The 14,087-nt window shown below is 44.4% G+C and carries 12 protein-coding genes; 8 read left to right on the top strand and 4 right to left on the bottom strand.

Features of this window, described 5'->3' with window-relative positions:
- Positions 1-185: 185 nt before the first annotated feature.
- The 7 genes from BTR1S_RS21065 to BTR1S_RS21095 all read left to right on the top strand — a co-directional run bounded on the left by BTR1S_RS21065 (position 186) and on the right by BTR1S_RS21095 (position 8,567).
- A complete protein-coding gene (locus tag BTR1S_RS21065; RefSeq protein WP_029419497.1) occupies positions 186-638 on the top strand; it encodes a 2-thiouracil desulfurase family protein in 453 nt (150 codons plus the stop codon).
- 166 nt (positions 639-804) lie between these two features.
- Complete coding sequence (murQ, locus tag BTR1S_RS21070; protein WP_006639948.1) at positions 805-1,722, top strand: N-acetylmuramic acid 6-phosphate etherase; 918 nt, start codon at positions 805-807, stop codon at positions 1,720-1,722.
- Between the two features lie 16 nt (positions 1,723-1,738).
- A complete protein-coding gene (locus BTR1S_RS21075; protein WP_029419498.1) occupies positions 1,739-2,614 on the top strand; it encodes a MurR/RpiR family transcriptional regulator in 876 nt (291 codons plus the stop codon).
- A gap of 3 nt (positions 2,615-2,617) precedes the next feature.
- Positions 2,618-3,985, top strand: a complete 1,368-nt coding sequence (locus BTR1S_RS21080; RefSeq protein WP_029419499.1) for a PTS transporter subunit EIIC — start codon at positions 2,618-2,620, stop codon at positions 3,983-3,985.
- 50 nt (positions 3,986-4,035) lie between these two features.
- Positions 4,036-5,391, top strand: a complete 1,356-nt coding sequence (gene pbp4b, locus BTR1S_RS21085; protein ID WP_006639945.1) for a penicillin binding protein PBP4B — start codon at positions 4,036-4,038, stop codon at positions 5,389-5,391.
- A gap of 15 nt (positions 5,392-5,406) precedes the next feature.
- Positions 5,407-7,341 (top strand): glycoside hydrolase family 3 protein, encoded by a 1,935-nt coding sequence (locus tag BTR1S_RS21090; RefSeq protein ID WP_029419500.1) that lies wholly within the window; start codon positions 5,407-5,409, stop codon positions 7,339-7,341.
- Positions 7,338-8,567 carry an exo-beta-N-acetylmuramidase NamZ family protein gene (locus tag BTR1S_RS21095; protein ID WP_029419501.1) on the top strand — a complete coding sequence of 410 codons (1,230 nt, stop codon included), beginning with the start codon at positions 7,338-7,340 and terminating at the stop codon, positions 8,565-8,567. The genes BTR1S_RS21090 and BTR1S_RS21095 overlap by 4 nt, the downstream gene beginning before the upstream one ends.
- Before the next feature lie 516 nt (positions 8,568-9,083).
- On the opposite strand, the gene BTR1S_RS21100 is transcribed toward BTR1S_RS21095, so the two are convergent.
- Positions 9,084-10,061, bottom strand: coding sequence for a bile acid:sodium symporter family protein (locus BTR1S_RS21100; RefSeq protein ID WP_006639942.1), 978 nt, complete (start codon positions 10,059-10,061; stop codon positions 9,084-9,086).
- A gap of 111 nt (positions 10,062-10,172) precedes the next feature.
- Positions 10,173-10,397 carry a WYL domain-containing protein gene (locus tag BTR1S_RS21105; protein WP_006639941.1) on the bottom strand — a complete coding sequence of 75 codons (225 nt, stop codon included), beginning with the start codon at positions 10,395-10,397 and terminating at the stop codon, positions 10,173-10,175.
- A 179-nt stretch (positions 10,398-10,576) separates the two neighbouring features.
- On the opposite strand from BTR1S_RS21105, the gene BTR1S_RS21110 reads away from it, so the two are divergent.
- Positions 10,577-11,752: a serine hydrolase domain-containing protein gene (locus BTR1S_RS21110; RefSeq protein ID WP_006639940.1), complete on the top strand. Its 1,176-nt coding sequence runs from the start codon at positions 10,577-10,579 to the stop codon at positions 11,750-11,752.
- A 1,388-nt stretch (positions 11,753-13,140) separates the two neighbouring features.
- On the opposite strand, the gene BTR1S_RS21115 is transcribed toward BTR1S_RS21110, so the two are convergent.
- Positions 13,141-13,605, bottom strand: coding sequence for an SMI1/KNR4 family protein (locus BTR1S_RS21115; RefSeq protein ID WP_173400970.1), 465 nt, complete (start codon positions 13,603-13,605; stop codon positions 13,141-13,143).
- A 19-nt stretch (positions 13,606-13,624) separates the two neighbouring features.
- Positions 13,625-14,087: HNH endonuclease (locus tag BTR1S_RS21120; RefSeq protein WP_169802100.1), on the bottom strand; the 463-nt coding region annotated here is incomplete at its 5' end.

A 14,087-nucleotide genomic window follows, 5' to 3' on the forward strand; every position in this document is an offset into this window, starting at 1 on the left:
CCAAATCACAATTTCCAACAGCTGTCGTAAAGCTGACAAAATTTATTATATACAGGTTGCTGCCTGTTTGTAAAGAGGTAAATTAAAATTTTTATTTTCAAAATTTTTGTCTGAAATTCTTAGAAATGATGAGGGTTTTTGTTTACACTATGAGTAGCTTTACGCACGGAAAGGAGAGCACAGACATGATATTGGTCAGCTCTTGTTTGGCGGGCATTGAATGCCGCTATGACGGGAAGCACAGCTATGTCGAGAAAATCAATAAACTCGTTGAAGAAAATAAAGCGATGATCGTTTGCCCTGAATTGCTCGGCGGTTTTCAAACACCAAGGGAACCGGCAGAAATAAAAGGCGGGACAGGCGAAGATGTTTTAAACGGCGACGCCGTCATTTTAACCAAATCGGGCGAAGACGTAACAGACCTTTATATCAAAGGGGCTTATAAAACGCTCGAGATCGCCAGGCAGATTCAGGCGGACACCGTCATTTTAAAAGAAAACAGCCCATCATGCGCAAGCAGCAATATATACAATGGGAGTTTCTCCGGACAAAAAATTGCCGGGAACGGCATTACGGCGGCTCTTCTTAAAAAAGAAGGATTTCGCGTCATGTCTGAACATCAACTGGATGAGCTGTAGATGCAAGCGCAGTTCAAACTGCGCTTGATTGTATTCTTCCACAGCAGCTTTTAGACCCTCTTTAAAATAAAATTTCACAATCATCAATTTTTCATTGAAATAAAATTCCAACAAAAATATACTGAAAATTAAGAAATATAATCTATTTTGATCAGGGGGATGCCGGATGAAAAACAGCAATCTCAGCTCCTTAACGACCGAACGCCGAAATGAAAAGACAAAGCAGATCCATCAGGCGGAAACATTTGACATTCTGAGAATCATTAATGAAGAGGACAAAAAGGTGGCTGAAGCGGTTGAAGCGGTTTTGCCCGATGTAAAAATCGCCGTCGATTATGCCGTCGATTCGTTAAAGAAAGGAGGGCGGATCATCTACATCGGCGCCGGTACAAGCGGGCGGCTCGGTGTACTCGATGCGGCGGAATGCCCGCCGACGTTCAGCATTTCTCCCGATACAGTCAGGGGGCTGATCGCAGGAGGAGAAAAAGCGCTATTCGAAGCTGTCGAGGGTGCCGAGGATCGTGAAGAGTTAGGCATGCGCGACCTGAAGGCGATTCACCTGTCAAACAAGGATACAGTGATCGGCATTGCCGCCAGCGGACGAACTCCCTATGTCCACGGTGCGCTGACATACGCCAGAAAAACCGGTGCAAAAACAATTTCCTTAACCTGCAACAAGCAATCGGCCATCAGCAAAGCCGCCGCTCACAGCATTGAAGTCATCGTCGGTCCTGAGGTAGTTGCGGGATCGACACGAATGAAGGCGGCAACCGCACATAAAATGATTTTGAACATGATATCGACAACGGCTATGATTCAAATGGGAAAAGTCTATGAAAACCTGATGGTGGATGTCAATGTCAGCAACGAAAAACTAAAACAGCGGGCGATCCGCATCATCCAAGCTGTCACCGGAGCCGAACAGCAAACGGCTGAAAAAACGCTTGAATCAGCCGAATATCATGTCAAAACGGCCATCATCATGTTGAAAACAAATACTGAAGCCGCTGTAGCACAAAAACTGCTAAAGCAAGCAGAAGGCAACATTGAAAAAGCCATATCCATTCATAAAGGAAACGCGTGAAAGAAGGGAAAAAACAATGGCCGCAGGCGGATTGGAAATGATCCAGACTATGCTTCACAAGCTTCCGGAATCGGAGCGAAAACTCGCTGAATATATTTTGGAAAACCCGCATGAGATCGTGAACAGCACCATCCATGAAGTCAGCTCTTCCGCAAAGACAAGCGGAGCTGCAGCGATTCGGCTGTGCAAATCACTTGGATTAAAAGGATATCTAGAGTTGAAAATGCGCGTCGCCGGAGATTTAATGAAACCCGCTGACCACGGCTACCGGGATATCATACCGCAGGAATCGATTTATTCCATCGCTCAAAAAACGGCTAACAATTCGATACAGGCCATCCGCGACACATATGGCAATATTGATCGCCAAACTCTCCAAAAGGCAATTCAAATGCTGATCGGCGCAGGGACGATTCATTTTTGCGGAATCGGCGCTTCGGGCATTGTCGCACAGGATGCCCAGCAAAAATATTTGCGGATCAAAAAATCGGCCACCGCGTTCACAGACATGCACCTTGTCGCCACATTAATCGCTAATGCCGCTGAACATGATGTTGTATTTGCCATCTCACATTCAGGGGAAACCCGCGAGATCATCAATGTCTTAAAACTGGCAAAAGAACGCGGCGTCAAAACCATCGGATTAACCCGCTTTGGACAGTCATCGGTTTCATCAATATGCGATATTGCCTTGCATACGTCATGTTCAAATGAAGCACCGTTTCGCAGTGCTGCCACCTCCTCTCGTTTAGCTCAGCTTTACATGATTGACATTTTGTTTTTGGGAATGGCTGCTGAGCGGTATGACGAAACCGTTCAGTATATCGATCAGACAAGAGCAGCCATCCGGATGATGGAAACAAACGGCTCGGAAAGAAACAAAGGGGGATAAATCATGAGCGATGAGAAGCAATACTACGGCTTGGCAAAGGACATTTTGGAGTATATGGGAGGGGCGGAAAATGTCGCAGACCATACCCATTGCATGACACGTTTACGGATCACGCCTGTCAGCAAAGAAAAAGCAGACATCGAATCGATCAAAACGCTGAACGGAGTCATCGGCGTTGTCGAAGCGGAGACGCTTCAAATCATCCTCGGCGCTGGCGTCGTACAGCATGTATCAGATGAATTCGGAAAACTTCTCAAAGCAGCGGATCATTTTGATGTCAAAGAAGCCGCGGCCAAACACAAATCTGCCGTTTCCAAGAAAAATGCCACACCCTTTAAATTGTTTTTGCGCCGAATCGCCAGCATTTTTATCCCGCTTATTCCTGCATTGGTCGCATCCGGTTTGATTACGGGCATCACCAAAGCCGTAATCCAGGCCGGCTGGCTGGATGATAAGTCTCAGACCGCCATCATCCTCACCGTCATCGGCTCCGGCTTGTTTGCGTATTTGGGTATTCTGGTCGGCGTGAACGCGGCCAAAGAATTCGGCGGGTCCCCGGCGCTCGGCGGTCTGGCGGGTATTTTGATCCTGAATCCGGCTGCAGCGGATATTACCCTTTTCGGCGAAGCGCTTCTCCCGGGACGAGGCGGTTTGATCGGCGTTCTTTTTGCCGCAGTGTTTATCGCCTTTATCGAAAAGCGGGTCAGGCGTTTTGTTCCTCATTCACTCGATATCATTGTCACACCTACCGTCTCCCTGCTGCTCACAGGAATCGTCACCTACGTGATTTTCATGCCGGTCGGCGGCTTCATTTCTGATGCAATTACTTCGGGGCTTTTAGCCATATTAAACATTGGCGGCATATTCGCCGGATTTATATTGGGAGCAGCCTTTCTGCCGCTTGTCGTCACAGGCCTGCATCAAGGACTGACACCCGTTCATATGGAATTGCTCAATTCAATCGGGGATGACCCGCTCCTGCCGATTTTGGCAATGGGCGGCGCAGGGCAGGTAGGAGCCGCATTTGCGATCTATCTTAAAACGAAAAAAGCGAAATTAAAACGAGCGATCGCCGGCGGACTCCCATCAGGCATGCTCGGCATCGGCGAACCGCTCATTTTCGGAGTGACGCTTCCTCTCGGCCGGCCGTTTTTAACCGCTTGCCTTGGAGCAGGTGTCGGCGGGGCATTTCAAGCTTTTTTCAAAATCGCAACCGTATCTATCGGCGTATCAGGACTCCCTCTTTCATTTCTCGTTCATACCCATCAAATCTTTCTGTACTTGATCGGCTTATTCATCTCCTATGCTGCAGGCCTTTTCTTCACATACGCATTCGGCTTTAACGATGATATGGCGGTTGAATTTGATTAAACGTTTGTTTAATATTTCCACTAACACGTCGGTAAGAAAGGGGCTGCGGCATGAACAAAGTGGTCATCGGCGCGGTTTCAGCGCTGTTCGCTGTTTCATTTCTATTTCCGTCTCCAACATCTGCACACACGGCTTATACAAAAGACAGACACCAGCAATCATTTCCCGTTTTAAAGAAAGTGAAAAATCCAGAAGAAGCCGGCTTCTCTTCAGAAAAATTGAAACAAGTTGACAGGCTGATCGAACAGGATGTTGCGTCCGGATTTCCCGGCGCCTCCCTCCTTATAATCAAAGACGGAAAAATCGTGAAAAAAGAAGCATACGGATACAAACAGAAATACAACGGACTCCATCGGCTGAAACATCCAAAAAAAATGAAACCAGATACGATGTTTGACCTTGCCTCCAACACAAAAATGTATGCCGTCAATTTTGCCCTTCAGCATTTAGTAAGCTGCGGAAGACTTGATCTCAACGCAAAAGTTTCTCGATATATTCCCGAATTTAAAGATCAGCCGGAAGACGCCATCAAAGGAAAAGACGGGCTTCGCGTCATCGATTTGCTTCAGCATACAGCGGGATTTCCGGCAAGCTGGAACTATTATGATCCAGAGACAGCCGGAAAGCTCTACTCCCAGACAAGAAAAAAAACATTACGATTTCTTTCAAAAACACCTTTAGCATATGAACCAGGCACAAAACAAATCTACAGCGATATCGACTACATGCTGCTTGGACTGATCATTGAAAACATTACGGGCCGGCGCTTGGACAGCTATGTTGAAAAACAATTTTACCGTCCTCTCGGTTTGCGCCACACATTGTTTAACCCGCTGCAAAAGGGCTTTCAGCCTTCGCAGTTCGCCGCAACCGAATTAATGGGAAATACGAGAGACGGCGTCATCTCGTTTCCTAACATCAGAAGCTATACCCTGCAAGGAGAAGTACACGATGAAAAAGCGTTTTATTCCATGGAAGGCATTTCAGGCCATGCCGGCTTATTCTCAAACACTGAAGAAATGGCGGTGCTGCTCCAAGTCATGCTCAACGGTGGCGGTTACGGCTCTCAACAGCTGTTTGACAAGACTGTTATTTCTCAATTTACCGCGCCGTCAAAAACAGATGCCACATACGGGCTCGGTTGGCGGTTGAACGGCAATCCCGATATGGAGTGGATGTTCGGAAAGCATGCGAGCACCAGGGCCTACGGACATACCGGCTGGACCGGGACCGTCACCATCATCGACCCGGCGTATCAATTAGGCATTATCTTATTGACCAATAAAAAACATTCTCCTGTCATCGATCCGGCGAAAAACCCAAATCAGTTTGAAGGCGATTTATTTTCAACCGGAAAGTATGGAAGCGTGATCACCGGCATTTATGAAGCGCTAAACCATAAATAGGAGGGATTAATCAATATGAAAGCACTGTTTCGATACGCGCTGATCGGCATGCTGCTTGCATCAGCGGCCTTACAGTCCAATTCTGGCAGAGCCGAGGCAAAACGCGATTCCGAACAAAGCGTCAAGCAACTGGTCAGTGAAATGACGCTGGAAGAGAAAATCGGACAAATGCTCATGCCTGATTTTAGAAACTGGAAGAAAAAAGGGGAGTCAAGTGCGAAAGGATTAACAGAAATGAATGATGAAATAGCCGGCATTATCCGAAAATATCATCTTGGCGGCGTGATTTTATTCGCCGAAAATGTCACTGGGCCGGAGCAAACGGTGCGCTTAACAGACAGCCTGCAAAAAGCGAGCCGCGGCGTACCGCTCTTTATTACAATTGATCAGGAAGGCGGGATCGTCACCAGACTGGAGTCGGGCACAAACCTGCCGGGCAATATGTCCATCGGCGCAACGAAAAGAGCGCAAAATGCTTACCGATCGGGAAACATCATCGGAAAGGAATTGGCGGCTTTAGGAATCAACGTTAATTTCAGCCCGGTGCTCGATGTCAACAACAATCCCGCCAACCCCGTCATCGGCGTCCGTTCCTACAGCTCCAAACCTGAATTAACCGCCCGGTTTGGTATCCAAGCGATGAAAGGGCTCCAAAATGAACATATCATCGCCACAGCGAAGCATTTCCCCGGTCACGGAGATACAGCGGTTGACAGCCATTATGGCCTGCCGCTCGTTCCGCATGATGCAGAGCGGCTGAAAAGCGTTGAGCTTTATCCGTTTCAGAAAGCGATCGACGCCGGGATCGATATGATCATGACGGCTCATGTGCAATTCCCCGCATTCGATGATACGACCTATAAAAGCAAAAAGGACGGCCGGGATATCATGGTTCCGGCAACACTCTCCAAAAAAGTGATGACAGACCTGCTGCGGAAAGATCTTGGATTTGACGGTGTCATAGTAACAGACGCATTAAATATGAAAGCCATCTCCGATAATTTCGGCCAAGAGGAAGCCGTCGTTATGGCCGTTAAAGCAGGTGTTGACATCGCCCTTATGCCGGCGGCAGTCACATCCCTGGAGACGGAAAAAAACCTGGCCAATGTATATGAAGCTCTTTTGAAAGCCGTTCGGCAGGGAGACATTCCTATTGAGCAAATCAACCGCTCGGTGGAACGGATCCTTTCTTTAAAAAGCAAGCGCGGCATTCTCGACTCCCGCTCTTCTGCATCACTTCGGGACAAAATCAAATACGCCTTGAAAACGGTCGGAAACAGGAAGCATGAAAAAACAGAGAGGAAAATGGCGAGAGAAGGTGTCACCGTCTTAAAAAACGATGATCGAACACTCCCGTTTAAACCGAAAAAAGGTGACACCATACTCATTCTCGCTCCATACGAAGATCAGGCAAAAGCCATATCCAAGACAATCAAAAGAATAAAGAAAAAGACAGTCGTAAAGGAATACCCATTTGCCGAGAAAACGTTTAATCAAGACATTCAAAAGCTGGTCGATCAAGCTGATTATGTGATCACCGGGTCATATGTAGTCAAAAATGATCCGGTTGTAAACGACGGCGTCATCGACGATACGATTGAAGACTCGAGCAAATGGGCAACCGTTTTTCCGCGAGCCGCTATGAAATACGCACAGGCCAAACAGAAAAAGTTCGTCTTAATGAGCCTCCGCAACCCATATGACACGGCTAATTTTGAAGAAGCAAAAGCGGTTATTGCGGTGTATGGTTTTAAAGGCTTCTCAAACGGACGCTTCAGACAGCCAAACATTCCGGCTGGTGTTGAAGTCATTTTTGGAAAAGCGAAGCCTAAAGGAACCTTGCCCGTTGATATCCCTTCCGTGACAAAGCCCGGAGAAATTCTTTACGAATACGGGTACGGATTGAATATAAAAAACGGCAAACCGCTTAAACTGGAGGGAGCACGATGAGAAAAAAAGCGTTCTGGCTGCTCGCCGGAGTTATCGTTTTCGGTACATTAACGGCAGCAGCGGCCTCCCCGGAAAAAGAAAAGAAAGCGAAAGTCGCACCGGGTATTGAAGTGCTCATGAATAAAAAAGGAATGTTAAAAGGGAAAAAAGCGGGCTTGATCACAAACCCTACAGGGGTGGATTCCAGACTGAACAGCAGCATCGATTTGCTTCATCAAGACCCGGACATTGAGCTGACGGCGCTATTCGGGCCGGAGCATGGCGTTCGGGGCGACGCTCAAGCCGGGGACAAAGTGGAATCGTATATCGACGAAAAAACCGGTCTTCCCGTCTACAGTCTTTATGGCGATACGAGAAAACCGACTCCGGAGATGCTGAAAAACATCGACGTCCTCCTGTTCGACATCCACGATGTTGGAACCCGCTTCTACACTTACATTTACACGATGGCATATGCCATGGAGGCGGCAAAAGAAAATGACATTCCATTTATCGTGCTGGACCGTCCCAACCCGCAGGGAGGGATCAAAGTCGAAGGGCCTGTTCTCGACCCAAATTATTCGTCCTTTGTCGGGAGATATCCCATCCCATTAATACACGGTATGACGGCCGGCGAACTCGCGAAGCTGTTTAATCAGGAATTCAACATCGGCGCCGATCTGACCGTTGTCAAAATGAAGGGCTGGAAACGGCGCATGTCTTTTGAAGATACGGGGCTTCCCTTCGTCCTTCCTTCCCCTAACATGCCGACGGTTGATACTAGTGCAGTCTATCCCGGCACTGGCTTAATCGAAGGAACAAATATTTCTGAAGGAAGAGGAACGACCAAGCCGTTTGAGTTGATCGGCGCTCCCTTCATAAAAAGCACTGAGCTCGCTGAAAAATTAAACAGCCTGAAACTGTCCGGCGTTCGATTTAGAGCCGCTTCGTTTACACCGACATTTTCAAAGCATCAAAATAAATTATGCCACGGGGTAGAGCTGTATGTGACAAACCGGTCCGCTTTTCAGCCTGTAAAAACCGGCATTTCCATCATTAAAACCATACATGATTTGTACCCAGAGGACTTTCAATTTCTTTCCTCCAACAATTTCAATCGTCTGATCGGCAACGGCTGGGTCAAAACCATGATTGAAGAAGGGGCCTCAGTTGAGGAAATCGTCAAAAAATACGAAGCTGAACAAAAGCGGTTTATGGATATCAGAAAAAAGTATTTGCTTTACTAAGAAGAGCGACCCTTGCTATTCTTTGCTTCTTACTAATCAATCACATCCAGTTCATGTAAGATATGAGAAAAAACGCGCCTATAGAGATGGCAAGTGGAAAGGGACGATTTAAGCGAAATTTTATATCGCAGACGTAATTTGCCTGTATTTAAACAAACGTTTGATAAAGACAATCTGGACAATACTTGAAATTCATTCTAATGAAATGGACGCCAACTTTCCTACCGGCCTCCCTGCCGTTATCGTTCCTTTAACCACAAATTTCGCGATTGTTTCAGCGCGCCTGAAGATCCGGCAACAGAAGTGCAATGGAGTGCCAAGCCGGCTATTTGCCGCACGACCAATAATTTTGCGAAATACGGATCAGCCTGAACAGGGGTATGAAATAAATCGTCCTTCCTTGCTCTCTATTGAATCTGAATAAACGGAAGACGACATCGATATTCACGTCGGGGGAGCGTGTCCATTTGATCACAAAAGGAACTTGGCATATCTAACAAGAACAAGGTCTGCCTTCTATGAAGGCAGGCTTGTTTTATTATCCAACTGATACGCTCTTTTCGACTCGCTCCTTGCCAGCAGATGCCCATACAAGGCCGCCAGAATTTGCTGGAACAGCATGCCGATCACAACGGGCACCGCTACCCGCGCAGGAAAAAAACTTGTGGCCAGGACGGCCCCAGCGCTAATATTCCGCATGCCTCCGGTAAAAATTAAAGCGACGATTTCTTCCTGAGGCCGTTTCATCATTTTGCCTAAGAACCAGGCCGTGATATAGCCGGTAAAAGCGACTGCAAACACCGTGACTGCAATCGTTAAAAAGCGAAAATCGACCGAATTTAAATAAGGGGCAACAACCGAGCTGTTGATCGCCACCACTGCTGCCAAACCCATTTTTGAAAATGGGGCGCAATTTGCGCTTAAACGCGCCGTTCTGTCAGGGGATGAAAACTGGTTGACCAGCATCCCCAACAAAGAAGGGATTACGACCATTCCGAACAGTCCCTTCATCATGCCCGCTACATCCATTTCAACCTGTGCTCCTGCAAGCACCGAAAGACTGAATGGTACGATAAAGGGGGAGAGAATGGTATCCACCAGTATAACCGACAGGGTCAGCCCAATATTTCCTTTATACATCGCAGCCCAAATCATGCTCGTTATGCCGGTCGGTATTACGACGCCGAGAATAAGCCCCGTAATCGTCAATGGGTCGCCTTTAAACACAATATGTCCGGTCCCCCATGCCAGTACCGGCATAAATATATGCAAAACAAATAGAGCCAATAGCAATGGCAGTGGATGAACCACAGCGGCTTTCAACGACTGAAAGTTGGCACTTAAACTTCCGGCAAAGGTCATAAAAGCAAAAATCCACGGTACAAAAGCAGCAAATCCATTTAAATGTTCTGAAAGCAATACCCCGCAGATGACGCTCACAGGCGTCAGCAAAGGCATTATTTTTCCCAGGGTTTTATTGATTGTCTGAAGCATAGATGGTAAACGCCCGCTCTCTTTAATACATGTAATACTTTCATTATAACAAAAGATGGAATATTAAAACAGGAAGGCAAAAATGGAAGAGGAGGTGCGGAGAAGGCCGTTTTACGCATAATGAACCGAGTTGCTTCTTTTTTGAAACGGAAAAACTGCCAATATCGAATCAAACCTAAACACTCTGATCTGTTGTTTTTGAAAACAAAACGCTTTAACATAACCATTTTGGATGTCCTTGACAAAAATCGTCCGCTTTGAAAATTCATTTTTCTTCATGTAAATGATTTCAACGGGAAATCCATCTGTCATGGCCCGGCGCAGCAATTTTTCCATCCTCTCGCTCCTTTCATATATACTCATTTTATGCGAACACTTGTTCTATTTCAAGTGTTAATTTTTGAAAAATATAAGCTTTTCAGGATCATGTATGAAAACATATACAATTGGAAGAAACTTTTTAAAGGGATCATGCGTCAGTAAATACGTCACATCTCTACATAAGGAGCACTGTCATGTCCAGAACATACAGAAAAACAAGAATAGCGAAAAGAAGAAAGCGCAACAAAGCAAGGTTATTTCTCCTGTCGGCCTTCCTTCTTGTTTGCGGAATTATTTACATTGCTTTTCCGGGGACACCCAGCGATCAGCAGGAACATCATTTGCAGGCAACTGAAAAGCAAACAAAGCCAGAAAAGAAAAAGACAGGGAAGCATAAAAAAGAAAAAACCCGCAGTGAAATCGTCACGAAAAACGACAACAAACAATTGGATGATTATTTAAAAAGCATTGACTTCAGTGGAACAGCGTTGATCGTGAACGAAGGCAAAATTGTTACAAGCAAAGGCTACTCATACGCAAACCGCGAGGAAAAAGTGCCAAATACACCTGACACCGTCTATTATATTGGTTCTACACAGAAAGCGATCATCGCCGCTTCTATTTTGCAGCTTGAAGAAAAAGGCCTTTTATCTGTAACCGATCCGGTCTCCACATATATACCGGATTTTCCAAACGGGTCAAACATTACTCTTTACAATCTGCTGACTCATACATCAGGAATTAGAGGCCATATTGAAGGTAACGGATATATTTCACCGGAAGATCTTTTAAAGGATATTAAGACTCAAGGAATTAAAAATCCACCCGGGAAATGGGACTACAGAGATTCCAACTATTCTGTTCTGGCATACATCGTATCGAAGCTGAGCGGACAATCTTTACAAACATATGTTACAAATCATATTTTTAAACCTGCCGGCATGGAACACGCAGGATTCTACAAATCCTTTGCTAAAGAGTCCCATCCATCAACGGGCTATAAACTCGGTCCGCTAAAAAAGCTGTATACTCCAGACATACCTGACTTATCACAGCTGTATGGAGCAGGGGATATTTATATGACTGCTTATGATATGTATTTGTTTGATAAAGCACTTTTAGAAAGAAAGATCATCTCCGATGAAAGCTTCACAAAAATGTTTACGCCTAATAAAGCGACTTATGGAATGGGCTTTTACGTTTCTCCGGGCAGCTATTCAAATCATGGCGTAATGCCCGGCTACAACATGTTAAACAGCTTTAGCCATACAGGGAACAAATATGTGATTCTATTCTCTAATATACAAAATAACATTAAATCTTTTGGCGCCGTTAATAACCGTATATTCGCTATTTTAAATGCTTCTTGATAAAGGATTAGCGGGCAGATTCTTTTTAAAGAGCAAAGCTTCCTTGTTTTATGACAGGAAGCTTTTTAGCGTGATTCCGGAAGAGGAGAGCCTGAATATCTGCCTAATGCCTGTTAAAGGAGGGGGGGGTGTTTAATGAAATCAAGGTGATCCCATCTCATCTAGCACGAATCTTTTTTTCGGCATTTATTTTATTGGGATTTTTGATGCCGTTCCATGCTTGAATCGCCTTAACTGGAGACACAACTCACATTAAATTTGAGGATGTTGTTGGTGTAGAAATAAAGTAAGACCTATTATTCAAAGAGCAACATAGTTACGCCATACCTTCCTTATCTTAATCGTTTTTTGTTTCCTTTCTGATTTATCCCTCCAAAATTCTAATTCATTACACCTAGTATAATTTCATTAAGCACAAGAATATAGATGGTTCTTTCGATCTGGTCATAATGTCTACTGGTGGGGATATAATCTTTATTTTGACTGTAATGAAACAAGAACACTACATCAATCATTTAAAGCAGGGGGTGGAGCAACCTCTGGTCTTGCTGCAATATCAAGGTTTATACCCGTACCTCCTACACAATTAGCAAGCACAATTGCCGGAGTAATCGGAGGCGGACTAGTTGGTTTTGGTCAAATGATTTAAGACGAACATGAAGGGCATGGTGTTAGAATACGTTTTACTGGACTTGGATATGCAGCTGTTCCAACTGGGGTTTTTCTACAATAAAAATGAAAGAGGGGAAACTATGACTTTCTTAGTTTTAATGGCAGGGCTATTTCTTTTGATTTACATGAAAGAACCATTCAGCAAGAAAATGTATGGTTATGTTTACTTGGCTTTTTATTTAATGGTTTTAGCCCTATATATAATTAACACTACATTTGTAAATTTAATATCTAGCAAACTCTTATTAATTATAACAGTAATTGTCATTTCACCATTGTTCATTAGTTTCCTTAAATCCTCAAATGAATCTCGGTAGTTCAAAGACAGAGGAGCAGGCATAATGCCTGCCCCTTTTACTTCAATAATGCTTCAAGTTTCGCCTTTATCTTCGGTCGAGACTCCGGCCGCTCCTCCTGTGAAGCTGACGACCATCATCATTCAATACATCCGAGTTCACACTTGATAAGGGATAGGTGCGGCTCCCGTTCTGGCCATTAAAAAAATGGCCGCCAATCAGCTGCACAATATAACCATGTGCAAAAGATCAGCCTCCGCAGGCTCTCCATCTTGGACTCAATATTCACGTTCATTTTTCTTGTCTCTATCGTATGACAAAGTGGAATAGAAAAAGGCCTCCATTTTATCCCCTTTTTTGTCGGATTTTTCTCGAAGATGGACATAAAAAGGCACCCAAATAAAACTGGGTGCTAAAAAACTACTCTTCATCCTCTTTAAGAGGTCTTAGTCCATTGATTAATTCTGTGAAATTCTCACAAACGTAAATCAACGCTTTTTCTGGATTTGTATAAGCCTCTTCGTGATCCCAAAAAACAATTTTAGGTTCAGAGGAATCTCTGTAATCAAAACAATAAAAGTTTCCTCCTGGATCATTTGCAAACGGAATCACATCTTCTACTAATCGATCTTGTATAGAGTCGTAAACTTCTAGTATTCCTATATACTCATCGCTTTCAATTGTAAGGAGAAAATTAAAAGACTCTTTAAAACTTCCAATTTCAACAACGTTTTTATCTAAAGGTACGCACCCCTGATATTTCTTAACAACTTCTTTATAGTCGGATGGAAATGCTACCTTCAATTTATTTTCTACATCATTAATTTCTTTATTTGAAAGTTCTTTATACTCTGATGGACTAAGCCAGTTTATTTCTTGAATCATCATCTATTCCCCTTTCTATTTATGAGTCTCCCCCCCATATTTTTTGGCCTCCGGTATGTCCTGTTTTTGCATGGATTTCAGAATCAACAAGTTCCATTCGCCCAGGAATTTGATGGTGGTGCCAGGTATATTTCTTAGGTGTAAAGCCCGCTTGTAACATTAAAACTTCATTATCGGTTAACCCTAAATCTTTCTGTATTATGGGGTTCTCTTTAATCTGTTTATATAGTTTCTTATTAAGAATTGAAAATTGTGCAGTACGGGTCTTCTTATAATCAGCTTTATCAAGAGGCAATGTATGTTTCACTTCAAAAATAGGAAAGCCATCTTTATCATACGGAACGCCTGTGATGGGATGCTTGTCATTTTTTAAATGTCCCATTCTCAAATTGATTGTTTTCGTTGTTCCTGAAGAATCTTTATATGTGTATGGAGCAGCTTGCAAAAGCACACTTTTCTTTTTATCCTCAAGCAGCTCCTTC

The sequence above is a fragment of the Bacillus sonorensis NBRC 101234 = KCTC 13918 genome, from assembly GCF_001592005.1.
Classification (GTDB): domain Bacteria; phylum Bacillota; class Bacilli; order Bacillales; family Bacillaceae; genus Bacillus; species Bacillus sonorensis.

Bases quoted from the DNA above. Each gene is read 5' to 3' on its own strand.
- BTR1S_RS21065 (WP_029419497.1), top strand. From the start codon at position 186: ATGATATTGGTCAGCTCTTGTTTGGCGGGCATTGAATGCCGCTATGAC.
- pbp4b (WP_006639945.1), top strand. From the start codon at position 4,036: ATGAACAAAGTGGTCATCGGCGCGGTTTCAGCGCTGTTCGCTGTTTCA.
- BTR1S_RS21110 (WP_006639940.1), top strand. From the start codon at position 10,577: ATGTCCAGAACATACAGAAAAACAAGAATAGCGAAAAGAAGAAAGCGC.
- BTR1S_RS21095 (WP_029419501.1), top strand. From the start codon at position 7,338: ATGAGAAAAAAAGCGTTCTGGCTGCTCGCCGGAGTTATCGTTTTCGGT.
- BTR1S_RS21115 (WP_173400970.1), bottom strand. From the start codon at position 13,605: ATGATTCAAGAAATAAACTGGCTTAGTCCATCAGAGTATAAAGAACTT.
- BTR1S_RS21080 (WP_029419499.1), top strand. From the start codon at position 2,618: ATGAGCGATGAGAAGCAATACTACGGCTTGGCAAAGGACATTTTGGAG.
- BTR1S_RS21100 (WP_006639942.1), bottom strand. From the start codon at position 10,061: ATGCTTCAGACAATCAATAAAACCCTGGGAAAAATAATGCCTTTGCTG.
- BTR1S_RS21090 (WP_029419500.1), top strand. From the start codon at position 5,407: ATGAAAGCACTGTTTCGATACGCGCTGATCGGCATGCTGCTTGCATCA.
- BTR1S_RS21105 (WP_006639941.1), bottom strand. From the start codon at position 10,397: ATGGAAAAATTGCTGCGCCGGGCCATGACAGATGGATTTCCCGTTGAA.
- BTR1S_RS21075 (WP_029419498.1), top strand. From the start codon at position 1,739: ATGGCCGCAGGCGGATTGGAAATGATCCAGACTATGCTTCACAAGCTT.
- murQ (WP_006639948.1), top strand. From the start codon at position 805: ATGAAAAACAGCAATCTCAGCTCCTTAACGACCGAACGCCGAAATGAA.